The 22,269-nt window shown below is 70.7% G+C and carries 24 protein-coding genes and 3 tRNA genes; 9 read left to right on the top strand and 18 right to left on the bottom strand.

Annotation, left to right across the window (positions count from 1 at the left end; all coding sequences use genetic code 11):
- Window positions 1–2: 2 nt before the first annotated feature.
- From BM236_RS12380 to rplJ, 5 genes are all read right to left on the bottom strand, one after another.
- Complete coding sequence (locus BM236_RS12380) at window positions 3–845, bottom strand: MlaE family ABC transporter permease (RefSeq protein ID WP_091124184.1); 843 nt, start codon at window positions 843–845, stop codon at window positions 3–5.
- Between the two features lie 5 nt (window positions 846–850).
- Window positions 851–1,642 carry an MlaE family ABC transporter permease gene (locus BM236_RS12375; protein WP_091124182.1) on the bottom strand — a complete coding sequence of 264 codons (792 nt, stop codon included), beginning with the start codon at window positions 1,640–1,642 and terminating at the stop codon, window positions 851–853.
- Between the two features lie 3 nt (window positions 1,643–1,645).
- Window positions 1,646–2,605: an ABC transporter ATP-binding protein gene (locus BM236_RS12370; protein WP_091124180.1), complete on the bottom strand. Its 960-nt coding sequence runs from the start codon at window positions 2,603–2,605 to the stop codon at window positions 1,646–1,648.
- 287 nt (window positions 2,606–2,892) lie between these two features.
- Window positions 2,893–3,282, bottom strand: coding sequence for a 50S ribosomal protein L7/L12 (gene rplL, locus BM236_RS12365; protein ID WP_091124178.1), 390 nt, complete (start codon window positions 3,280–3,282; stop codon window positions 2,893–2,895).
- Between the two features lie 76 nt (window positions 3,283–3,358).
- Window positions 3,359–4,018 (bottom strand): 50S ribosomal protein L10, encoded by a 660-nt coding sequence (gene rplJ, locus BM236_RS12360; protein ID WP_091124175.1) that lies wholly within the window; start codon window positions 4,016–4,018, stop codon window positions 3,359–3,361.
- A gap of 377 nt (window positions 4,019–4,395) precedes the next feature.
- On the opposite strand from rplJ, the gene BM236_RS12355 reads away from it, so the two are divergent.
- Window positions 4,396–5,385 carry a DnaB-like helicase C-terminal domain-containing protein gene (locus BM236_RS12355; RefSeq protein ID WP_175507671.1) on the top strand — a complete coding sequence of 330 codons (990 nt, stop codon included), beginning with the start codon at window positions 4,396–4,398 and terminating at the stop codon, window positions 5,383–5,385.
- Window positions 5,386–5,699: 314 nt separating this feature from the next.
- On the top strand, window positions 5,700–6,221 hold the full coding sequence (locus tag BM236_RS12350; RefSeq protein WP_091124171.1) for a hypothetical protein: 522 nt from the start codon (window positions 5,700–5,702) through the stop codon (window positions 6,219–6,221).
- 89 nt (window positions 6,222–6,310) lie between these two features.
- Here the strand turns inward: BM236_RS12350 and rplA are convergent, their stop codons facing one another.
- The 5 genes from rplA to BM236_RS12325 form a co-directional block, all read right to left on the bottom strand.
- Window positions 6,311–7,024 carry a 50S ribosomal protein L1 gene (gene rplA / locus BM236_RS12345; RefSeq protein WP_091124168.1) on the bottom strand — a complete coding sequence of 238 codons (714 nt, stop codon included), beginning with the start codon at window positions 7,022–7,024 and terminating at the stop codon, window positions 6,311–6,313.
- A gap of 60 nt (window positions 7,025–7,084) precedes the next feature.
- Complete coding sequence (rplK, locus tag BM236_RS12340) at window positions 7,085–7,513, bottom strand: 50S ribosomal protein L11 (RefSeq protein ID WP_091124167.1); 429 nt, start codon at window positions 7,511–7,513, stop codon at window positions 7,085–7,087.
- 163 nt (window positions 7,514–7,676) lie between these two features.
- The gene (gene nusG / locus BM236_RS12335) at window positions 7,677–8,477 is read right to left on the bottom strand and encodes a transcription termination/antitermination protein NusG (RefSeq protein WP_175507670.1); all 801 of its coding nucleotides are present in this window, start codon (window positions 8,475–8,477) and stop codon (window positions 7,677–7,679) included.
- 32 nt (window positions 8,478–8,509) lie between these two features.
- Window positions 8,510–8,755: a preprotein translocase subunit SecE gene (secE, locus tag BM236_RS12330; RefSeq protein WP_091124161.1), complete on the bottom strand. Its 246-nt coding sequence runs from the start codon at window positions 8,753–8,755 to the stop codon at window positions 8,510–8,512.
- Between the two features lie 24 nt (window positions 8,756–8,779).
- A tRNA-Trp gene (locus BM236_RS12325) sits at window positions 8,780–8,852 on the bottom strand.
- A 199-nt stretch (window positions 8,853–9,051) separates the two neighbouring features.
- Between BM236_RS12325 and BM236_RS12320 the strand changes: the two genes are divergently transcribed.
- From BM236_RS12320 to rlmC, 4 genes are read left to right on the top strand one after another with little or no spacing between them, the layout of a single operon-like run.
- Window positions 9,052–10,245, top strand: a complete 1,194-nt coding sequence (locus BM236_RS12320; protein ID WP_091124159.1) for a pyridoxal phosphate-dependent aminotransferase — start codon at window positions 9,052–9,054, stop codon at window positions 10,243–10,245.
- The gene (locus tag BM236_RS12315; protein ID WP_342714177.1) at window positions 10,242–11,324 is read left to right on the top strand and encodes an adenosine deaminase; all 1,083 of its coding nucleotides are present in this window, start codon (window positions 10,242–10,244) and stop codon (window positions 11,322–11,324) included. Before BM236_RS12320 ends, BM236_RS12315 begins: the two co-directional genes overlap by 4 nt.
- Window positions 11,325–11,328: 4 nt before the next feature.
- The gene (locus tag BM236_RS12310) at window positions 11,329–11,916 is read left to right on the top strand and encodes a DUF4190 domain-containing protein (protein ID WP_091124157.1); all 588 of its coding nucleotides are present in this window, start codon (window positions 11,329–11,331) and stop codon (window positions 11,914–11,916) included.
- Between the two features lie 8 nt (window positions 11,917–11,924).
- Window positions 11,925–13,031: a 23S rRNA (uracil(747)-C(5))-methyltransferase RlmC gene (gene rlmC / locus BM236_RS12305; protein ID WP_091124154.1), complete on the top strand. Its 1,107-nt coding sequence runs from the start codon at window positions 11,925–11,927 to the stop codon at window positions 13,029–13,031.
- A 9-nt stretch (window positions 13,032–13,040) separates the two neighbouring features.
- Here rlmC and BM236_RS12300 read toward each other — a convergent pair whose 3' ends face one another.
- The 8 genes from BM236_RS12300 to BM236_RS12265 form a co-directional block, all read right to left on the bottom strand.
- Window positions 13,041–14,069: a UDP-N-acetylmuramate dehydrogenase gene (locus BM236_RS12300; protein ID WP_091124153.1), complete on the bottom strand. Its 1,029-nt coding sequence runs from the start codon at window positions 14,067–14,069 to the stop codon at window positions 13,041–13,043.
- A complete protein-coding gene (locus BM236_RS12295; protein ID WP_091124150.1) occupies window positions 14,062–14,484 on the bottom strand; it encodes a MaoC/PaaZ C-terminal domain-containing protein in 423 nt (140 codons plus the stop codon). Before BM236_RS12295 ends, BM236_RS12300 begins: the two co-directional genes overlap by 8 nt.
- Entirely contained in the window at window positions 14,481–14,873 is a 393-nt protein-coding gene (locus BM236_RS12290) for an FAS1-like dehydratase domain-containing protein (protein WP_091124149.1), read from the bottom strand. Before BM236_RS12290 ends, BM236_RS12295 begins: the two co-directional genes overlap by 4 nt.
- A gap of 76 nt (window positions 14,874–14,949) precedes the next feature.
- Complete coding sequence (gene rpmG, locus BM236_RS12285) at window positions 14,950–15,120, bottom strand: 50S ribosomal protein L33 (RefSeq protein WP_091124146.1); 171 nt, start codon at window positions 15,118–15,120, stop codon at window positions 14,950–14,952.
- Between the two features lie 40 nt (window positions 15,121–15,160).
- Window positions 15,161–15,237, bottom strand: a tRNA-Met gene (locus BM236_RS12280).
- A 37-nt stretch (window positions 15,238–15,274) separates the two neighbouring features.
- A tRNA-Thr gene (locus BM236_RS12275) sits at window positions 15,275–15,347 on the bottom strand.
- A gap of 59 nt (window positions 15,348–15,406) precedes the next feature.
- Window positions 15,407–16,810 (bottom strand): amidase, encoded by a 1,404-nt coding sequence (locus BM236_RS12270; protein WP_091124145.1) that lies wholly within the window; start codon window positions 16,808–16,810, stop codon window positions 15,407–15,409.
- 111 nt (window positions 16,811–16,921) lie between these two features.
- Window positions 16,922–18,127, bottom strand: coding sequence for an ROK family transcriptional regulator (locus BM236_RS12265; RefSeq protein WP_091124142.1), 1,206 nt, complete (start codon window positions 18,125–18,127; stop codon window positions 16,922–16,924).
- An 83-nt stretch (window positions 18,128–18,210) separates the two neighbouring features.
- Between BM236_RS12265 and zwf the strand changes: the two genes are divergently transcribed.
- From zwf to eda, 3 genes are read left to right on the top strand one after another with little or no spacing between them, the layout of a single operon-like run.
- A complete protein-coding gene (gene zwf / locus BM236_RS12260) occupies window positions 18,211–19,740 on the top strand; it encodes a glucose-6-phosphate dehydrogenase (protein WP_175507669.1) in 1,530 nt (509 codons plus the stop codon).
- Complete coding sequence (edd, locus tag BM236_RS12255; protein WP_091124139.1) at window positions 19,737–21,629, top strand: phosphogluconate dehydratase; 1,893 nt, start codon at window positions 19,737–19,739, stop codon at window positions 21,627–21,629. Before zwf ends, edd begins: the two co-directional genes overlap by 4 nt.
- Window positions 21,616–22,266, top strand: a complete 651-nt coding sequence (gene eda, locus BM236_RS12250) for a bifunctional 4-hydroxy-2-oxoglutarate aldolase/2-dehydro-3-deoxy-phosphogluconate aldolase (RefSeq protein WP_245750304.1) — start codon at window positions 21,616–21,618, stop codon at window positions 22,264–22,266. Before edd ends, eda begins: the two co-directional genes overlap by 14 nt.
- Window positions 22,267–22,269 lie beyond the last annotated feature (3 nt).

Here is a 22,269-nt window from a genome sequence, read left to right as displayed (position 1 = left end):
GCCTAGCCCGCCAGCCTGACCGTCGTGGCGGCGCCCCAGATCGCCATCGAGAGGAACAGGTCGAGCACGCTGACGGCGACGATGCTGGTGCGCACCGCGCGGCCGACCGCGATGCCGACGCCCGCAGGGCCGCCCGAGGCGGTGTAGCCGTGGTAGCAGTGGATCAGGATGATCACGACGGCGAAGACGATCACCTTGCCGAAGGACCACAGCACGTCGCCCGGCGGAAGGAACGTCGTGAAGTAGTGGTCGTAGGTGCCCGCGCTCTGCCCGAACACCGTGGTGACGGTGAACCGCGTCGCCGCGTAGGAGGCCAGCAGGCCGATCACGTAGAGCGGGACGATGGCGATGATCCCCGCGATGATCCGCGTCGTCACGAGGAACGGCACCGACGGCACCGCCATCACCTCGAGGGCGTCGACCTCCTCGGAGATGCGCATCGCGCCCAGCTGCGCGGTGAAGCCGCAGCCGACGGTGGCCGCCAGCGCGATCGAGGAGACGAGCGGCGCGATCTCGCGGGTGTTGAAGTAGGCCGACACGAAGCCGGAGAAGGTCGACGTGCCCAGCTGGTTGAGCGCGGCGTACCCCTGCAGGCCCACCTCGGTGCCGGTGAAGAAGGTCAACGCCGCGATCACGCCGACGGTGCCGCCGATGACGGCCAGGGCCCCGGTCCCGAGGGCGACCTCGGCCAGCAGGCGCAGGATCTCCTTCTTGTAGCGGCGCACCGTGCGCGGCGCCCACCCGAGGGCGCGCACGTAGAACGACAGCTCCTCACCGAGCTTGTCGAGAGTCTTGAGGGGGCGCTCGTAGACCGCCCGCCCCCGGGTCAGGTACTGCCTGGACATCGCGGTCATCCTGTCTTCGGCGGAACGACCTGGAAGTAGATCGCGGTCATCACGAAGTTGACGATGAAGAGCAGCAGGAAGGTGACCACGACCGACTGGTTGACGGCGTCACCGACGCCCTTCGGGCCGCCGCCGGCGTTCATGCCCATGTAGGACGCCACGACCGCGGCGATCAGCCCGAACACCAGCGCCTTCGCCAAGCCCTGCCACACGTCCGGCAACTGGGCGAGCGCGGTGAAGCTGGCCAGGTAGGAGCCCGGCGTACCGCCTTGCAGCAGGACGTTGAAGACGTAGCCACCGGCGACGCCGACGACGCTGACCAGCCCGTTGAGGAAGACCGAGACGAGCATGCAGGCGAGGACGCGCGGGACGACGAGGCGCTGGATCGGATCGATGCCCAGCACCATCATCGCGTCGAGCTCCTCGCGGATCTTGCGGGCGCCGAGGTCCGCGGCGATCGCCGAGCCACCGGCCCCGGCGATGAGCAGGGCGGTGGCGATCGGCCCGGCCTCCCGGACGACGGCCAGGACGCTCGCCGAGCCGACGAACGACTGGGCGCCGAACTGCTTGATCAGGCCACCGACCTGGAGGGCGATGACGGCGCCGAACGGGATCGCGACGAGCGCGGTCGGGATGATGGTCACCGAGGCGATGAACCACGCCTGCTGGATGAACTCACGGAGCTGGAAGGGCCGCCGGAACAAGGCGATGAAGACGTCAAGGGCGAAGGCGAAGAAGTTGCCTGCGGTCCCGATCGGCTTCAATGCCTTCGTCGCGGTCAGTGACGACGAGGACATGTCCTAGGCCTTCACGCCGCCCGCGAGCACCGAATCCGGAAGGAAGGATCCCGGGGGCGGTGTCACGCCGTTGGTGCGGCACCACTCGCCCGGCGGGCGCTGGCTGCGGCGGGGGATGCCGTTGGACGGCTCGAGCTGGAGCGGGATCGGCGGCAGCGGAGGCAGGTCCATGTCCTTCTCGGCGGCGAGCTGGTCGGCGTCCTTCTCCTCCGACATCCCGATCGGCCCCACCCGCTGGGCGTTGAGGAACTGACGGACGACCGGCTCCTCGCTGGAGAGGAGCATCTCGCGGGGGCCGAACATCGCCAGGTGCTTGTGGTAGAGCAGCCCGATGTTGTCCGGCACCGTCCGCGAGGTGTTGATGTCGTGGGTGACGATGAGGAAGGTCGCGTCGATCTGGGCGTTGAGGTCGACGATCAGCTGGTTGAGGAACGCCGTGCGGACCGGGTCCAGGCCGGAGTCGGGCTCGTCGAAGAGCACGATCTCGGGGTCGAGCACGAGGGCCCGAGCCAGGCCGGCCCGCTTGCGCATGCCGCCGGAGATCTCGCCGGGCAGCTTGTCCTCGGCGCCGATGAGGCCGACGAGGTCCATCTTCTCCATGACGATGTCGCGGATCTGGCTCTCGGACTTCTTCGTGTGCTCGCGCAGCGGGAAGGCGACGTTGTCGTAGAGGTTCATGGAGCCGAACATCGCGCCGTCCTGGAACAGCACCCCGAAGAGCTTGCGGATCTCGTAGAGGTCCTTCTCCGAGCAGGAGACGAGATCGGTGCCCTCGATGATCACCGAGCCCTCGTCGGGCTTGAGCAGGCCGATGAGGGTCTTGAGCAGGACCGACTTGCCGGTTCCGGACGGGCCGAGCATCACGCAGATCTCGCCGGCGGGGACGGTGAGGGAGACGTCACCCCAGATGAGCTGCTTGCCGAAGCTCTTCGTCAGGTGCTCGATCTTGATGTCCACGCCCATGGGCTGGGATCTCCCCTCCATCGTTGCCGGTCCGCAAGCAGGCTCCGACCGGCTTGTCACTCGCGAGTAACAACGCGGCCGCGGCGACGAGGTTACGGGGAGGTTGAGGCGAAGACCACACGCCCTGACGCGGGAGTACCCGAACCCGGGACGCGGCGAACCGGCGGTTGGCTCCGAAAATCGCACCAGGGGCGGCCACGAAGGTGGCCGCCCCTGGGCGGATGATCAGACCGGCGACGCACGCCGGGCGGATCGGTGAGGCATCGCGGGGACGAGCCCCGCGGTGATCACTTGAGCGTGACGGTGGCGCCAGCAGCCTCGAGGGACTCCTTGGCCTTGTCAGCGGCCTCCTTGGTGACCTTCTCGAGGAGGGTCTTCGGAGCGGCCTCGACCAGGTCCTTGGCCTCCTTCAGGCCGAGGTTGGTGAGCGCGCGCACCTCCTTGATGACGTTGATCTTCTTGTCACCAGCGGCCTCGAGGACGACGTCGAACTCGTCCTGGGCAGCGGCCTCCTCAGCGGCACCGGCGCCGCCGGCGGCCGGGGCGGCGGCAACGGCGACCGGAGCAGCGGCGGTGACGCCGAAGGTGTCCTCGAAGGCCTTCACGAACTCGGAGAGCTCGATGAGGGTGAGCTCCTTGAACGCGTCGAGCAGCTCGTCGGTGGTGAGCTTCGCCATGATGGCTTGTCCTTTCAGTGTGGCCTTTCGGTCGGAGACCGTCGGCCGGGTTTCAGGTGGTGGTGAGCCTCAGCCGTCAGGCCTCGGTCGTGGTCTCCTCGACCGCGGCCCCGCTGTCGGCGGAGTCCTCGGTCTCGGGAACCTCAACCTCGGCAGCAGCCTCGGTTGCAGCCTCCTCGGCGGCGGCCGGCGTACCAGCACCACCTGCGAGGATCGTGGGGTCGTTCGCGGCCTTCTCCGCCAACGCGGCAGCGAGCTGCGCGGCCTTCTGGGGCAGGGCGTTGAAGACGTAGAGCGCCTGCGAGAGCGACGCGGTCATCGCGCCGGCCAGCTTGGCCAGCAGGACCTCGCGCGACTCGAGGTCGGCCAGCTTGGCCACCTCGGCAGCGTCGAGCGTCTTGCCCTCGTAGACCCCGCCCTTGATGACAAGGTTCGGGTTCGCCTTGGCAAAGTCACGCAGACCCTTGGCCGTCTCGACGACGTCGCCCTTGATGAAGGCGATCGCGGTCGGGCCGGTCAGCAGGTCGTCGAAGCCCTCGATGCCGCTGTTCTTGGCGGCGATCTTGGCCAGCGTGTTCTTGACCACGGCATAGTCGGCGTTCGCACCGAGGGAGCGTCGGAGGTCCTTCAGCTCCTTGACGGTGAGACCGCGGTACTCGGTCAGCACGGCACCGACCGAGACGCTGAACTCGTCAGCGATCTCGGCGACGGCGGCCTGCTTGTCTGCCCGCGCCATGGGTCTCCTTCTTCCGTGGAACGAGACCACCGCGATCGTCCGGAACAACAAACGCCCTGAGCGCAGGCTCAGGGCGTCGACATCCGTCTCTGCTCATCACCTACGCTGGCCGTCCGCTGTCGCGGCACCTTCGGTCACTCCTGGCGGAGTCACAACCGGCGGTCTCTGGTTTCAGACGGAACGGTACGCCGTCCGGGCGGCCGCCCCAAATCGAGGCGGTCCCGACGGCCCCACGACCCGGGATCCCGGCGAGACCGGTCCCGGATGGCCCGTTCGGGTCAGGTCGCGACCACCCGTTCGGCAGTCCGACCCGGCCCGATCGGGCAGTCCTGCCGATTCTGGGGGCCCAGGCCGGCGAACCTTGCTCTGATGGCTGCGTGGACCCGGAGCTTCACTCCCTCGCCGACGTGCTCGAGCGCGTCGATGAGCGCGCGCGCCTCGGCACCGGGACGACCCACCTGTGGCCGACCGGCTTCCCCGCCCTCGACGACGTCCTCGACGGCGGACTGCGCGGCGGCAACCTCATCCTGCTCGCCGGCCCCCAGGGCCAGGGCAAGACGACCATGGCGCTCCAGATGGCCCGCAACGCCGCGGCCGCTGGCCACGCGGTCGTCTACTTCTGCTACGAGCACGACCCCGAGGTGCTCCTCAGTCGGCTGGTCTCGCTCGAGGCCGGGCTGCTCTACCAGAGCCACGCGCCCAACCAGGACCGCTTCCGGCACCTCTTCGAGGACCCCTCCCCGAACCCGGACGGGCTCGTCGGGCGGCTCCAGACGCTCCCGACGGCGACCGAGGCGCTGCAGACCGTGCTGTCCTACCAGGAGCACTTCCACCTGCACCGCTCGACGGGCACCACCACCAGCATCAAGGTGATCGCCGAGGCGGTCGAGCAGGTCCGCCGGGAGACCGGCCAGTCCCCGCTCGTCATCGTCGACTACCTGCAGAAGGTCAAGTCGGACTCGGTCAACGAGGCCGAGCGCGCGGCGGAGGTCGTCGAGGACCTCAAGGACCTCGCGATCATGCACCAGGTCCCGGTGTTCGCGATCAGCGCCTCGGACAAGGGCGGCCTGCTCGCGGGCAAGCGGATGCGCGCCCACCACCTGCGCGGCTCGACGGCGCTCGCCTACGAGTGCGACGTGCTGCTCATCCTCAACAGCAAGTACGACATCGTCTCGCGCCAGCACCTCGTCTACGCCGCCAACGCCGAGACGTTCCGTCAGTGGACCGTGCTCAGCGTCGAGAAGAACCGCAACGGTCGCGCCGGGCTCGAGCTGGAGTTCCGCAAGCACTTCGAGCAGAACCGCTTCGACCCCGACGGCGGCCTGGTCCGCGAGCAGCTGGTCGACGAGCGCCTCGTCCTGGAGTAGCCGCACTTCTCGGTGTCGTTCGATGGTCGAGTAGCGAGCGCCAGCGAGCGTACCGAGACCATCGTGGTCTCGATACGCCCTCGCCTAGCGGCTCGGGCTACTCGACCAGCGATTCCGGCGACACGTCGGTGGTCGAGTAGCGAGCGCCAGCGAGCGTATCGAGACCATCGGTGGTCTCGATACGCCGTCGCCTAGCGGCTCGGGCTACTCGACCAGCGATTCCGGCGATACTTCGGTGGTCGAGTAGCGAGCGCCAGCGAGCGTATCGAGACCATCACTCGACGTGCCTTGACCGCCGGCGTACGTTTGATTACATGATTACATCCGAGTTGGAAGCCGTCCGGGGCTGGTTCTCCGGGCGCCTCCCCGAAGGGCTCTTCGAGGAGCTGGTCGACGTCGCGGTCGACCGCGAGGAGATCACGGTCGTCGGTCGGATCCCCGGCCCGACGGACACGTCCGAGGCGTCGGAGGCCGAGCGGGCCGCCGCCGTCGAGGGCAGGGTCAGCGAATTCCGTGAGCGCACCCGCGAGGACAGGATGGCGGTGGCCCGCGAGGCGGAGCACCGCTTCGAGCGGAAGGTCTCGTGGGGCGTCGAGTGCGAGGGACGGCGCTTCGTCTTCACGAACGTCTCGGCGCCCGTGATGACGCGCCTGCGGCAGCGCGAGCGGCAGGTGCTCGACCTGCTCATCGACGGCGGCGTGGCCCGCAGCCGCAGCGAGGCGCTGGGCTGGTGCGTCCGGCTGGTGCAGCGCAACAGCGACGAGTGGCTGACGGACCTCAAGGAGTCGCTCGCCCACGTCCAGGAGGTCCGCGCCCAGGGGCCGGACGTCGCCTGACGGCTCCGAAACCCCGGAAGCCCTGGAAACGCGGAACCGGCCGCCACCCCGTGGGGTGGCGGCCGGTTCTGCTGTTCGTCAGGTGACGATCAGGCCTCGTCCTCAGCCGCGACGTTCTTGGTGCGGTTCGGGTCGACCTGGACGCCCGGGCCCATCGTCGTGGAGACGGTGATCTTCTTGACGTAGCGGCCCTTGGAGCTGGCCGGCTTCAGACGGAGGACCTCCTCGAGCGCCGCGGCGTAGTTCTCCGCGAGCTGGACCTCGGAGAAGGAGGCCTTGCCGATGATGAAGTGGAGGTTCGCGTGACGGTCCACGCGGAACTCGATCTTGCCGCCCTTGATGTCGGACACGGCCTTGGCCACGTCCGGCGTCACGGTGCCGGTCTTCGGGTTCGGCATGAGCGAGCGCGGACCGAGCACGCGGCCGAGTCGACCGACCTTGCCCATCATGTCCGGGGTCGCGACCACGGCGTCGAAGTCGAGCCAGCCGCCGGCGACCTTCTCGATGAGGTCGTCAGCACCGACGAAGTCGGCGCCGGCCTCGCGGGCGGCATCGGCCTTGTCGGCCTGCGCGAACACGAGCACACGGGCGGTCTTGCCCGTGCCGTGCGGCAGGTTGACGGTGCCGCGGACCATCTGGTCGGCCTTGCGCGGGTCGACACCCAGACGCATGACGACGTCGACGGTCTCGTCGAACTTCTTCTTGGAGTTGTCCTTCGCGATCTTGATCGCGGCGAGCGGCGCGTAGAGCTCGTTCTTGTCGAACGCCTCGGCGGCCGCGCGGTAGGTCTTGCTGCGCTGCATGGTGGTTCCTTCGGTCTAAGAGGAGATGTGGTCAGCGAGCCAGCGCGGCTCTCCCACGTTTCAGTCGGTGGTGATGCCCATGGAGCGGGCGGTGCCCTCGACGATCTTCATCGCGGCCTCGATGTCGTTGGCGTTGAGGTCGGGAAGCTTGGTGGTCGCGATCTCGCGCACCTGGTCCTTGGTCAGCTTGCCGACCTTGTCCTTGTGCGGGACCGAGGAGCCCTTGGCGAGGCCGGCGGCCTTCTTGATGAGCTCAGCGGCCGGCGGGGTCTTCGTGATGAAGGTGAACGTGCGGTCCTCGTAGATCGTGATCTCGACGGGGACGACGTTGCCGCGCATGGACTCGGTCTGGGCGTTGTAGGCCTTGCAGAAGTCCATGATGTTGACGCCGTGCGGACCGAGCGCGGTACCGACCGGCGGGGCCGGGGTCGCGGAGCCGGCCTGGAGCTGGACCTTGACCAGCGCGGCGATCTTCTTCTTGGGAGGCATGCTCTATCTCTTTCTTTCTCGTGGTCATGACGAAGACGTAGGACGCCCTCTGCCACTTGCAACCTGACTATTGTCCGCGGATCCCCGCGGACTGCGAAATCCAGGGAAGCAGGGTCCCGATACGACCTCTTCGGTCCCGTGCCGGAGCAGGCTCCGGCGCGCCTCAGACCTTCTGGATCTGCGAGAAGCTGAGCTCGACCGGGGTCTCCCGGCCGAAGATCTCGACGAGCGCCTTGACGCGCTGCGACTCAGCGTTGAGCTCGGTGATCGTGGCGTGCAGCGTCGCGAACGGACCGTCGACCACCATGACCGAGTCGCCCTCGGAGAAGTCGGCGACCTCGATCGGCTTCTTCGCCGGGGTGGTGGCCGAGCGGCCACCGGAGGTCTGCGTGCCGGCGGCGGCGGCCTCGGCCTCCGCGGCGGCGACCACGGCGGGCGCCAGCATGTTCTCGACCTCGGACATCGACAGCGGCACCGGCTGGTGCTGGTGGCCGACGAAGCCGGTGACGCTGGGGGTGTGGCGCACGGCCGCCCACGACTCGTCGGTGAGGTCCATCCGGACGAGGACGTAGCCGGGCAGGACGGTGCGCTTGACGAGCTTGCGCTGGCCGTTCTTGATCTCGGCGACCTCTTCGGTCGGTACGACGATCTCGTGGATGTAGTCCTCCATGTTGAGCGCGACCTTGCGCTGCTCGAGGTTGGACTTCACCCGGTTCTCCATGCCGGAGTAGGTGTGCACGACGTACCAGTCGCCCGGCTTGGCCCACAGCTCGCGGCGGAAGGCCTCGAGCGGGTCGTCCTCGTCGGGCTCGGCGGCAGCGTCCTCGGCAGGCTCCTCCGCAAGCTCGGTACCGGGCTCGGCATCGGGCTCGGCGGACGCCTCGACGTCGACCACCTCGTCGGCCACGGTCTCGTCGACCTCGGTGGCCTCGGCGGTGACCGCCTCGAACTCCTGCTCAGACACGCTTCGCTCCAAACTGCTGGTGATCCGGACCGTCAGGCTCGTCCGCCGAAGATGGTGAAGAACGCCTTGCCCAGACCGAGGTCCAGGAGCGAGACGATCGCCATCATGATCAGCACGAACACGAGCACGACGATGAAGTAGGTCGTGAGCTGCTGCTGCGTCGGCCAGACGACCTTGCGCAGCTCGGCGACGACCTGTCGGTAGAACAGGAAGGGGCCTGTGCGCTTCTCGGACCGGTCCCGCTTCTTCGGGGCCGGAGCCGTGGTGCTCTCGGACATGCCTCTCCTCGTCATTCCGTCCTGCAGGGCACGAGGGACTTGAACCCCCAACCTTCGGTTTTGGAGACCGATGCTCTGCCAGTTGAGCTAGTGCCCTCCGATGGCCTCCCGCTCGTCCCGCACGGTTGGAGGCGCGCGACAGCATGTGGGAGATCCACCAGTCCAGGGAGTCTACGGGTCCGTCGGGCACAGCACCAATCGGGTCTCCGACAACGGCTCAGGCCGGGATCCACCCGGGCCGTCACGGCTCGAAACGGGTGGCCGGGAGCCCCGGGACGGCCGATAGAGTTGCCCTCATGACCTCCCCTCGTGACCGTCGTGTGTCCCAGCGGATCGGTGCCATCGCCGAGTCGGCGACCCTGAAGGTGGACGCGAAGGCGAAGGCGCTCAAGGCGGAGGGCCGCCCGGTGATCGGCTTCGGCGCCGGCGAGCCGGACTTCCCGACCCCGGACTACATCGTGGAGGCGGCCGCAGCGGCGGCGCACGACCCGAAGAACCACCGCTACACCCCGGCCGGCGGCCTGCCCGAGCTGAAGGCGGCCATCGTCGCGAAGACGAAGCGCGACTCCGGCTGGGAGGTCACCCCGGCCAACGTGCTGGTGACCAACGGCGGCAAGCAGGCGGTCTACGAGTCGTTCGCGGCGATGCTCGACCCGGGCGACGAGGTGCTGCTGCCGGCGCCGTACTGGACGACGTACCCGGAGTGCATCCAGCTGGCCGGCGGTGTCGCCGTCGAGGTCTTCGCCGACGAGACCCAGGACTACAAGGTCACCGTCGAGCAGCTCGAGGCAGCGCGCACCGAGCGCACCAAGATCCTGCTCTTCGTCTCGCCCTCCAACCCGACGGGCGCGGTCTACACCACCGAGGAGATCCGCGCGATCGGCACCTGGGTCGCCGAGCACGGCCTGTGGGTGGTCACCGACGAGATCTACGAGCACCTGCTCTACGACGGCGTCCAGACCGGCTCGATCGCGACGCTGTGCCCGGAGATCGCCGACTACACCGTCGTCCTCAACGGCGTCGCGAAGACCTACGCGATGACCGGCTGGCGGGTCGGCTGGATGATCGGCCCGGCCGACATCGTCAAGGCCGCGACCAACCTGCAGTCGCACGCGACCTCCAACGTCGCCAACGTCTCCCAGCGCGCCGCGATCGCCGCACTCGAGGGCGACCTGTCGGCCGTCGACGAGATGCGCACCGCCTTCGACCGGCGGCGCCGGACGATCGTCTCGATGCTCAACGAGATCGACGGCGTGGTCTGCCCGACCCCCGAGGGCGCGTTCTACGCCTTCCCGGCCGTCAAGGGCCTGCTCGAGCGCACCGGCATCGGCTCGTCGGCCGAGCTGGCCGAGCACATCCTCGAGAAGGCGGAGGTCGCGGTCGTGCCCGGCGAGGCGTTCGGCGCGCCCGGCTACCTGCGGCTCTCCTACGCGCTCGGCGACGACGACCTGGCCGAGGGCGTCACGCGCCTGCAGAAGCTCTTCGCGTGATCGGTGGTCTCGATACACCTCCGCCCAGCGGCTCCGACTACTCCACCGACGAGCACGTGCGGGATCTGAAGGCCCTCCCCAAGGCTCACCTGCACCTCCACTTCACCGGGTCGATGCGCCACTCGACCCTGCTCGAGCTCGCCGCGCGCGACGGCATCCGGCTGCCCGACCAGCTGGTCAGCGGCTGGCCGCCGGAGCTGAGCGCGGCCGACGAGAAGGGCTGGTTCCGCTTTCAGCGGCTCTACGACGTGGCGCGTTCGGTCCTGCGGACCGAGGGCGACGTCCGCCGGCTGATCCGTGAGGCGGCGGAGGACGACGTGGCCGACGGCGGCCGCTGGCTGGAGATCCAGGTCGACCCGTCCGGCTATGCCGCCCGCTTCGGCGGGATCACCGCGTTCACCGACCTGGTGCTCGACGCGGTCGCCGACGCGTCCCGTGGGACCGGGCTCGGCATGGCCGTCATCATCGCCGCCAACCGCACCCGCCACCCGATGGACGCACGCGTCCTGGCCCGGCTGGCGGCGCAGTACGCCGGCCACGGGGTGGTCGGCTTCGGCCTCTCCAACGACGAGCGCCGCGGCCGGACCGAGGACTTCGACCACGCGTTCCGCATCGCCGAGCGCGCCGGCCTCCGCCTGGTGCCGCACGGCGGCGAGCTGCGCGGCCCCGAGCACATCACGCGGGTGATCGACTCGCTCCACGCGAACCGGCTCGGGCACGGCGTACGCGCGGCGGAGGACCAGGCACTGCTCGACCGGATCGCCTCCAGCGGCATCCCACTGGAGGTCTGCCCGACGTCCAACGTCTCGCTCGGCGTCTACTCCTCGCTCACCGAGGTCCCGCTGCCCACACTCCTCGCGGCCGGGGCCACGATCGCGCTGGGCGCCGACGACCCGCTGCTGTTCGGCTCGCGGCTGCTCGGGCAGTACGCCGCGATGCGGGCCGCGCACGACCTCTCCGACGTCCAGCTGGCCGAGCTCGCCCGGATGTCGATCCGTGCCTCGGCCGCGCCGGACGCGACCAAGCAGCGGCTCGGCGCCGAGGTCGACGCGTGGCTCGCGGCGCCTGATGGAGAATGACCCCATGACCGACCACCCCGACGGGGAGCAGCAGCCGGCCGAGGGCCAGCCCGACCAGCCGCAGAGCCCCTACGGGCCGCCGCCGACCCAGCCCTACGCCCAGCCGTACGGCCAGGGCACGCCGCCGCCGTACGGCCAGCCCTATGGCCAGCCCACCCAGCCCTACAGCCAGCCCTACGGCCAGCAGCCCCCGCAGCCGTACGGCCAGCCCTACGGTCAGCCCGGTTACCCGCAGCCCGGCTACCCGGGCTACCAGGGCTACGCAGCACCGGCGCGGCCGAGCGACGGCGGCGCACAGGCGTCGCTGATCGTCGGCATCGTCGCCCTCGGCCTCGGCGTCCTGGCCTGCGGGATCGGCTTCGTCGGGTCGCCGGTCGCGTGGTTCCTCGGCGCCTCGGCCAAGCGGCGCATCGATGCCTCGGGCGGCGCGCTCGGAGGTCGGGAGAGCGCCCAGGTCGGCTTCGTGCTCGGCATCATCGGGACCGTGCTCCTCGTCCTCGGCATCATCGCGCTGGTCGTCGTCGTCACGGTCATCGGCCTCTCGGTCGACTCCTTCGACTCCTACGACGGCGGGAGCGGCACCGCCGCCTGACGCTGCCTGTGGACTGCTCCTACTACGACGCCCACGTCTGCCGCTCCTGCCGCTGGCTCGAGATGGCGTACGCCGACCAGCTGGCCGCCAAGCAGCAGCGGGTCGCCTCGACGCTGCCCGACATGGCCTGGCTGGAGCCGGTCGCGAGCCCCGAGGAGGGGTTCCGCAACAAGGCCAAGATGGTCGTCGGCGGCACGGTCGACGCGCCGACGCTCGGCATCCTCGACCCGCGGGGCCGCGGCGTCGACCTGCGCGGGTGCGGCCTCCACGACCCGCGCCTGCGGGCGGCCCTGCCGGTCCTCGCCGAGCTGGTCGGAACGGCCCGGCTGACGCCGTACTCCGTCCCCGACCGGCGCGGCGAGCTCAAGCACCTGCTGGTCACCGTCGCACCGAGCGGCGAGCTGATGGTGCGGTTCGTGCTGCGCTCGACCGAGGCCCTGCCCCGGCTGCGCAAGCACCTGCCGGCGCTGCTCTCGGCGCTGCCGGTCGAGGTCGTGTCGGTCAACCTCCAGCCGGCGCACAAGGCGGTCCTCGAGGGGCCCGAGGAGCTCCTGCTGCACGGTGGGACGCTGACCATGCGCGTCAACGCCCTCGACCTCCACCTGCGGCCGCAGTCGTTCTTCCAGACCAACACCGCCGTCGCGTCGCGGCTCTACCGCGAGGCGACCGCCCTGGTCGACGCCGCCGCCCCGGCGACGGTCTGGGACCTCTACTGCGGCGTCGGCGGCTTCGGCCTGCATGCCGCACGGCCCGACCGCACGGTCGTCGGCGTCGAGTCGAGCGAGCAGGCGATCGGGTCCGCCCGGCTCTCCGCCGCCTCCCTCGGCCTGCCGGCGGAGTTCGTGGCGGGCGACGCGACGGCGTACGCCCTGGGCTCCCCCGCCGCCCCGGAGCTGGTCATCGTCAACCCGCCCCGTCGCGGCATCGGCCCCGACCTCGCGGGCTGGCTCGAGGCGTCGGCCGCGCGACACGTCGTCTACTCGTCCTGCAACGCCGAGACCCTCGCCCGCGACCTGACGGCGATGCCGTCGTTCCGGCCCGTGTCGACGCGGCTGCTCGACATGTTCCCGCACACCGACCACCACGAGGTGCTGGTGCTGCTCACGCGAGCGTGAGCGGCAGACTCAGAGGTCGACGCCGACGAGGACCGGCTCGTTGTGGAGCCGGATCCCGAAGCGGCTCTCGACGCCGTCACGGATCTCACGGGCGAGCGCGAGCAGGTCCCCGGTCGTGGCGTCGCCCCGGTTGGTGAGGGCGAGCGTGTGCTTGGTCGACAGGGTCGCCGGTCCGCTGCCGGGGTGGCCCTTGCCGAAGCCCGCCCGCTCGATGAGCCAGGCGGCTGAGGTCTTCACGGTGCCGTCGGGCTGGGGGTACGACGGCGCGCCCTCCGGGACCCTGCCGGGCTCGATCACCGGGTTGGTGAAGAAGGAGCCCGCGCTCCACGTGTCGTGGTCGTCGCCGTCCAGGACCATGCCCTTGCCCCGACGCAGCTCGAGGACCGCGGCGCGGACGTCGGCCAGCGGGGCGCGCTCGCCCACCTCGACGCCGAGGGTACGGGCGAGCTCGGCGTAGGCGATGGGCTCCGAGAGGGTGCCCGTCCGGAGCTGGAAGGTCACGTCGACGACGACGTGCCGGCCGGGGTCGGCCTTGAAGCGGGAGGTGCGGTAGCCGAACCGGCAGTCGGCGTTGGCGAAGGTCCGGAAGCCCTTGAGGACGCGGTCCCAGACCCGCACCCGCGCGATGGTCTGGGAGACGTCCTGGCCGTAGGCGCCGACATTCTGGATCGGGGTGGCGCCGACGAGACCCGGGATGCCCGACAGCGCCTCGACCCCGGCCCAGCCCCGCTCCACCGCTGTCGCCACGAGCCCGTCCCACGACTCCCCCGCGGCCACGGTGACCATCGCGCCGCCGCAGGTCGGGTCGGTGCTGTCGTGGTCGGTCGTCACTCCGGTCGTGGCCACCTCGACCACGGTGCCCGCGAAGCCCTCGTCGGCGACCACGAGGTTGCTGCCGCCGCCCAGCACGAGCACGTCCCCGGCCGCGTCGGCGGCCGTGACCGCCTCGGTCAGCTCCTCGGTGGTCCGAGCGACGACGTACGCGGACGCAGGGCCGCCGAGCCGGAGCGTCGTGTGGTCGGCCAGCAGCTCAGCCACGGACGACTGCCGTGGGGTTGCCCAGCACCTTCTGTCCGTCGCAGGTGACCTGGAGGGCGATCTTGACCAGCCCGTCCTCGACCGACTTCACCGTGCCACCGATCGTCACGATGGTGCCCTCGTCGGTGTCGGGTACGACGACCATGCTGGTGAACCGGACGCCGAGATCGACGATCGGCGCGCCGCCGGTCCAGGTGGCCACCGCGCGGCTGGTCAGACCCATCGTCAGCATGCCGTGGGCGATGACTCCGGGCAGCCCGACCGCTCCCGCGATCCGGTCGGACCAGTGGATCGGGTTGAAGTCGCCGGAGGCGCCCGCGTAGCGGACCAGGTCGGCCCGGGTCACGGGGTAGTGCTGCGGCTCGAGGACATCGCCGGCGCGCCAGTCGTTGATCGAGCCCGTCGAGATCGTCATGCCTGCTCCCCGCGGTGGATCAGCGTCGCGCTGGCGGTGCCGACCAGCGCCCCGGTGGTGTCGGTGAACGCGGTGGTGGTGCCGATGATGTCGTTGCCGCCCATCTGCCGGAGGCTCGCGACCGTCAGCGTGGAGGTCAGCGCGTCGCCGGGCACGATCGGGCGTTGAAAGGAGAACCGCTGCTCGCCGTGGACGATCCGGGACAGCTCGAGGCCGGACTCGGCGAGGAACGCGTTCATCGACGCGCCGGCCAGCACGATCGGGAAGGTCGGCGGCACCTGGTCGGCGTACTCCCAGCCGATGGCGGTGGCAAACTCGCGCACCTTCTCGGCCGAGACGAGATAGGGGCCGACGGGCGGGAACTCCCGGCCCACGATCGAACTGTCCACGGCGGCAACCCTATCGGCGACAAGCACGAGGCCCGCCCGGCGGCTGCCGGACGGGCCTCGTCGAAGACTGCTGGGGTCAGCGGGTCTCGCGGTGCGGCTGGTGCTTGCGGCAACGCGGGCAGAACTTCGCCAGCTCGATCCGGTCGGGATCGTTGCGGCGGTTCTTCTTGGTGATGTAGTTGCGCTCCTTGCACTCGGTGCACGCCAGAGTGATCTTGGGGCGAACGTCGCTGCTCTTGGAGGCCATGGGAAGTCCTTCGTCGGGTGGTGCGCTGATGCGGGTGCTTTGGTAGCGGGGGCGGGGATCGAACCCGCGACCTCACGATTATGAGTCGTGCGCTCTAACCGCCTGAGCTACCCCGCCACGTCAACAAGTCGGCCCGGTGGCTTCCTTGTCTCAGAGCCCCCTTACGGAATCGAACCGTAGACCTACTCCTTACCATGGAGTCGCTCTGCCGACTGAGCTAAGGGGGCAACGAGCGAGAACATTACAGAGGGTCCGCCCCGAACGCGAAATCGGGACCGCCCTCTGTTCAGGCAGGCTCCGAGGAGCCTCCCAGGGACGCGAGTCCGACCGCCTCCTCGAGCTCGTGGGCGAGCCCCAGCAGCAGCCCTTCACGGCCTCGTCCGGCGCCCAGCATCATGCCCTGCGGGAGCCCGTTCTCGGTGGTCGCGAGGGGCAGCGAGATGGCCGGGTCGCCGCTGACGTTCTGCCACGGCGTGAAGGCCACCCAGTCGCGCAGCTTGGCCATGATGACGTCGAAGCTCTGCGTCGGGTCGAGGTGCCCGACCAGTGGCGTCTCGTGGGCGAGCGTCGGCGTGAGGACGACGTCGTGGGTGGCGTGGAACTCGGTCGAGACGTCGCTCGACCGGCGCAGCCGGCGTACGACGCCCGGCAGGAGGTGCAGCCGGCGGGCGGTGTTCGCGGCCAGCCCGCGGGTGAGGTTGTCGAGCTTGGCCGTGTCCCAGGTCGGCCCGGCGGTCATCCGCCCCAGCCGGACGATCATCAGCGCCAGGAAGCCCCAGTAGAGGACGAAGTCGTCGGCGAACGCCTCGGTGACCGGCGCCTCGACCTCCTCGACGGTGTGGCCGAGCGACTCGAGCAGCTCGGCGGTACGCCGGGTGAGCGCGTCGACCTCCGGGGAGGCGGCGTGGCCGGCGGCGGAGGTGAAGAACGCGATCCGCAGCCGGTCCTTCGACGGGCCGGTGACGTCGCCGATCGGCGTGAGCCCGGGCGCGCGGTGACGCCGCTCGGCCTCCCGGAAGAAGGCCGCGGTGTCGCGGACGGACCGGGTGAGGACGCCGTCGACGACGATGCGCAGCGGCATCTGCCTGTTCATCGGGTCGAGCGGCAGCCGTCCGCGGGACGGCTTGAGCCCGACCAGGCCGTTGACCGCGGCCGGGATGCGTATCGAGCCGCCGCCGTCGTTGCCGTGGGCGAACGGGACGGCTCCGGCGGCGACCAGCGCGGCGGTCCCGGAGGACGAGGCGCCCGCGTAGCGAGCGGTGTCCCAGGGGCTGCGGACCGGGCCGAGGCGGGGATGGTCGGCCGCCGCCGAGAAGCCGAACTCCGACAGCTGCGTCTTGCCTAGCGCGACGACGCCCATCGACTTGATCAGCCGGGCGATGTCGCCGTCGTGCGCGGCCGGCCGGCCGACGTACGCGTCGCAGCCCTGCTGGGTCGGCAGCCCGGCCACGTCGACGTTGTCCTTGATGAGCGTCGGGACGCCGTGGAAGAAGCCCGGGGCTCCGTGCGTCTGCCGGGCCCGGTCGTAGTCGCGGACCGCCATCGCGTTGAGCTCGCCGTCGACCTTCTCGATCCGCGCGATCGCGGCCTCGACGAGCTCACCGGCTCCGACCTCGCGAGCGGCGATCCGCCGCGCCAGACCGACCGCGTCATCGCGTCCCAGGGCGTCGTCCACGTAGGCATCCACCATGCCGGTCACCGTAGCGCCCGGCCCCTCGCCGAGTCGGCAGAAGTTCGGGCTCCCACGACGCCGGGTCGGCAGAAGCTCTCGGGGCCTCGCGAGCTTCTGCCGACTCGGCCCTCACACGACGAGAGTCTCTGCCGACTCGGCGTCGGCGAGGCGGGCGTCGACAGCGGTGGGCGAGAGGACGTGCTTGACGGCGAGGGCGGCGCAACCGACCAGGCCCGCGGAGTCACCTTGCGCGGACGGCAGGAACTGCAGGTCGCGGGTGGCGAGCGCGGTGGAGCGGGCGTAGACCGACTCGCGCACGCCGGCGGCGTAGACCTCGAAGGCCTGGCCCATGTCACCGCCGATGACGACGGCCTCGGGGTTGAGCAGGTTGATCGCGACGGCGAGCACCTCGCCGAGCCGGCGGCCGGAGTCGCGCAGCAGCTTGCGGGCCACCGCGTCCCCGGCCAGCGCGAAGCCGACCAGGTCGCGGATGTGGCCGGCCTCGCGGCCGGAGTCGTTGAAGGCGTTGACCAGCGCCCAGCCGGCGGCGATCGCCTCGAGGCACCCGGTGTTGCCGCAGCGGCAGGGCAGGTCGCCGGCCTCGGTTCGTGTGTGCCCGATCTCGCCCGCGGCGCCGAGGTGGCCGGTCAGCACGCTGCCGTCGGCGACCACGCCGAGCCCGAGACCGGTGGAGGCCTTGACGACGAGGAGGTCGCGGAACGGCGTGCCGCCGAAGAGCTCGGCCTCCGCGAGCACGTCGGCGTCGTTGGCGAGGAAGACCGGGGCGTCGGTGACCTCGCGGAAGTAGGGCTCGAGCGGTACGCCGTCCCAGCCGCCCATCACCGGGGAGTCGACGCTGACCAGCCGGACCGGGTCGACGACGCCGGGCAGGCTGACGCCGACACCCAGGACCGGGACCGGAGGCAGCCCGTCGAGCATCGTGCGCAGCCGGTCGATGAGCCGGGGCATCAAGGAGTCCGCGCTGATGCCGACCTCGTGGTCGCTGGTGTCACCGGCCAGCTCCCGGCCCTCGAGGTCGAAGACGGCGAGCTGGCTGCGGGAGCGGCCGATCGCCGCCGCGAGCACGACCCCCGCGTCGGCGTTGAAGAGCAGCGTGCCGGGCGGCCGGCCCCCGGTGGAGACGGACTCGTCGCCGTGGACGACCAGGCCGGCGCGGGCCAGCGCCGCCACGCGCGCGCCGACGGCGGTGCGTGACAGACCGGTCAGCCGCTGAAGGTCGGTGCGGGTCGCGGCCCGACCGGTGCGGATCAGGTCGAGAAGGTCGCCGGCGGTGTGCAGGCTGGAGCCGCTGGCGGCGGCAGGCGTCTCGGACATGGGAGCGATCTTAGGGGCACTTTTGTCGCGGAAAAACACAAGTTGTGCTTGTAACGATCAAAGAATCCTGTCACGGTTGATGCATGTCCCTCGCTTCCGGCATCTCCTCTCCCGCCGCCGGCATCCCCCTGATGCCGGAGCGCTGTGACTTCACCGTCTTCGGCGGCACGGGAAACCTGTCCCTCCACAAGCTCCTCCCGGCGCTCTACCACTCCGAGCTCGAGGGGCACCTGCCCGACGACACCCGGATCATCGGCGTCTCCCTCACCGACCTCGACGACGACGCCTACCGCGCGCTCGTCCACGATGCGCTGCTGGAGCAGGTCGGCGACCTCGACGACGACACCTCCGAGCGGCTGCTCGCGCGTCTGCACCACGTGCGGCTCGACATCGAGGAGGCGGCCGACTGGCACAACCTCTACGGCCTCCTCAAGGACCGGCCGGAGGTCGAGAGCACCGTCCGCGTCTACTACCTCGCGGTGGCGCCGACCCTCTTCGGCCCGATCTGCCGACGCCTGGGCGACGGCGGCATGACCGAGGCTCCGGCGCGCGTGGTCCTCGAGAAGCCGCTCGGCCACGACCTCGCCTCGGCCCGTGCGATCAACGCGGTGGTCGGCGAGGTCTTCGACGAGTCGCAGATCTTCCGCATCGACCACTACCTCGGCAAGGAGAGCGTGCAGAACCTGCTGGTCACGCGGTTCGCCAACACCCTCCTCGAGCCGCTGTGGAACAGCCACTGGATCGACCACATCCAGATCACGGTCGCCGAGACGGTCGGGGTCGGCGAGCGGGTCGGCTACTACGACCGGGCCGGCGCGATGCGCGACATGGTGCAGAACCACCTGCTCCAGCTGCTCTGCCTGGTCGCCATGGAGCCGCCGATCGAGGTCGGCCGCGAGGACGTCCGCGACGAGAAGATGAAGGTCCTCCAGGCGCTCAAGCCGATGACCGCGGTGGAGATCGACCGCGACATCGTGCGCGGTCGCTACGCCGCAGGGCCGGTCGAGGGCCGCCAGGTGAAGTCGTACGACGAGGAGGTCGGCCGCGTCTCGACCGGCTCGACCGACGAGGGACTCACCGAGACGTTCGTCGCCCTCAAGGCGGAGGTGCAGAACTGGCGCTGGGCCGGCGTGCCCTTCTACCTGCGCACCGGCAAGCGGATGGACCGCCGCTCCTCCGAGATCGTGGTGGTCTTCAAGGAGCCGCCGCACGACGTCTTCCCGCACCGCACGGGCGTCACCGCGCCCAACCGGCTGCACATCCAGGTCCAGCCCGACGAGGGCATGCGCCTGCACCTGACCGCCAAGGAGCCGGGCCCGGGCGGCTACCGGCTCAAGCCGGTCTCGCTCGACCTCAACTTCGCCTCGGCGTTCACCCAGCGCTCCCCCGACGCCTACGAGCGCCTGCTCATGGACGTCGTGAAGGGCAACCCGACCCTCTTCATGCGCCGCGACGAGGTCGAGGCCGCCTGGACCTGGGTCGACCCGATCATCCAGCACTGGACCGAGTCCGGCCTGCCGCCCAAGCGGTACGCCGCCGGCTCGGCCGGTCCGACGACAGCGATCACCCTCATCGAGCGGGACGGCCGCTCCTGGCAGGAGGACTCCCTATGAGCGCCCCTCTCCACGCGGTCGTCGCCGGTGTCACCGGCCGGATCGCCGAGCGCAGCGAGGCCACCCGGTCGGCGTACCTCGACCGGATCCACCGGGCGGCCGAGCAGGGCCCGGCCCGCGGCCGGCTCGCCTGCGCCAACCTCGCGCACGGCTTCGCCGGCGCCGAGCCGGAGGCCAAGCAGGAGCTCCAGCTCGTCGGCCCCACCGCCAAGCCCAACGTCGCGATCGTGACGAGCTACAACGACATGCTCTCCGCGCACGCGCCGTACGCCGACTACCCGCCGGCCCTCAAGCAGGCCGTGATGCGGGCCGGCGGCCTCGCGCAGGTCGCGGGTGGCGTGCCCGCCATGTGCGACGGCGTCACCCAGGGCCGCGACGGCATGCAGCTCTCGCTGTTCTCCCGCGACGTGATCGCGATGTCGGCGGCGATCGCGCTCTCCCACGACATGTTCGACGGCGCGCTGATGCTCGGCGTCTGCGACAAGATCGTGCCCGGCCTGGTCATCGGGTCGCTGTCGTTCGGTCACCTGCCGACCGTCTTCGTGCCGGCCGGGCCGATGGCGTCGGGGCTGCCGAACGGCGAGAAGGCCCGCATCCGCCAGCTCTACGCCGAGGGCAAGGTGGGCCGCGAGGAGCTGCTCGCCGCCGAGTCGGCGTCCTACCACTCGGTCGGGACCTGCACCTTTTACGGCACCGCCAACTCCAACCAGCTCCTCATGGAGGTGCTCGGCCTGCACCTGCCCGGCGCCTCCTTCACCCCGCCGACCGGTGAGCTGCGCGACGCGCTGACCCGGGCCGCGGCCGCGCGCGTGACCGAGCTGACCGGGGAGGGCGTGGGCATCGGCGACGTCATCGACGAGCGTTCGATCGTCAACGCGTGCGTGGCGTTGCTGGCCAGCGGCGGGTCGACCAACCACACGCTGCACCTCGTCGCGATGGCCCGCGCGGCCGGCATCCAGCTGACCTGGGACGACCTGTCCGACCTGTCGGCCGTCGTACCGCTGCTGGCCCGGGTCTACCCGAACGGGCAGGCGGACGTGAACCACTTCCACGCGGCCGGCGGCATCGGCTACCTCATCCGCACACTGCTCTCCGCGGGCCTCCTGCACGACGACGTCCGCACCATCATGGGCACCGGGCTCTCGCGCTACACCCAGGAGCCGCGGCTCTCGCCGACCGGGCTGGGCTCGGCACCGGGCGCGGCCGGCATCGAGTGGGTCGAGGGCGCCCCCGAGTCCGGCGACCTCGACGTGCTCCGCCCGGCCGAGGACCCGTTCTCGGTCGACGGCGGCCTGCGGGTGCTGCACGGCCCGCTCGGCAAGGCGGTCATCAAGACCTCGGCGGTCAAGCCCGAGAACCAGGTCGTGACCGCACCCGCACTGGTCTTCGACGACCAGGCGGACTTCCTCGCCGCCTTCGCCGAGGGGCGTCTCGACCACGACCTGGTCGCCGTCATCCGCTACCAGGGCCCCGCCGCCAACGGCATGCCCGAGCTGCACAAGCTGACCCCCGCCCTCGGCGTCATGCAGGACCGCGGCCACCGCGTCGCGATCGTCACCGACGGCCGGATGTCCGGCGCCTCCGGCAAGGTGCCGGCTGCGATCCACGTGACCCCCGAGGCCGCCTTGGGCGGTCCGCTCGGCCGGGTCCGCGACGGTGACCTCATCACCGTCGACGCCGTCGCCGGCACGCTGACCATCGACGTCGACCCGGCGGAGTTCGACGCCCGCGAGGCCACCGGCCGCGCGCCGATCGGCGAGGAGTGGGCAGGGACCGGGCGCGAGCTCTTCACCGCCTTCCGCGCAGCGGTCGGTTCGGCCGACACTGGTGCCTCGGTCTTCGCCCCCGTCACCCCCGCCTCCGAGGAGATGTCCGTTGTCCACGCCTGACCCCCACGGTGCCGCCGCCGTCGGCTCCGACCTGCTCTCGATCGCACCAGTCATCCCGGTCGTCGTCGTCGACGCCCTCGAGCAGGCGGTGCCGGTCGCGAAGGCACTGGTCGCCGGCGGTCTGCCTGTCATCGAGCTGACCCTGCGCACGCCCGTCGCGCTCGACGCCATGCGCGCGATCGCCGACGAGGTGCCCGAGATCGTGCTCGGCGCCGGCACGGTCACCACGCCCGAGCTCGCGAAGAAGGCGCAGGACGCCGGCGCGACCTTCCTCGTCTCCCCCGGCGCGACACCCCGGCTCCTCGAGGGGATGCTCGAGACCGGGCTGCCGTTCCTTCCCGGGACGGCGACCGTCTCCGAGGCCATCGCCGTCCTCGAGCACGGCCTGACCCAGATGAAGTTCTTCCCCGCCGAGGTCTCCGGGGGGCTGCCCTACCTCGCCGCGCTCACCACCGTGATCCCGGCCGCGCGGTTCTGCCCGACCGGCGGTGTCCGGCTCGCGACCGCCCCCGACTACCTCGCCCTGGCCAACGTCGGCTGCGTCGGCGGCACCTGGATCACCCCCGCCGCCGCCATGGCCGCGGGCGACTGGGACACCGTCACCAGGCTGGCCGCCGAGGCTGCCGCCCTCGGCTGACGT

Origin of the sequence: Nocardioides terrae, from assembly GCF_900112345.1 — a bacterium.
Taxonomy (GTDB): domain Bacteria; phylum Actinomycetota; class Actinomycetes; order Propionibacteriales; family Nocardioidaceae; genus Nocardioides; species Nocardioides terrae.
This window is presented reverse-complemented; position numbering and strand designations above follow the sequence as displayed.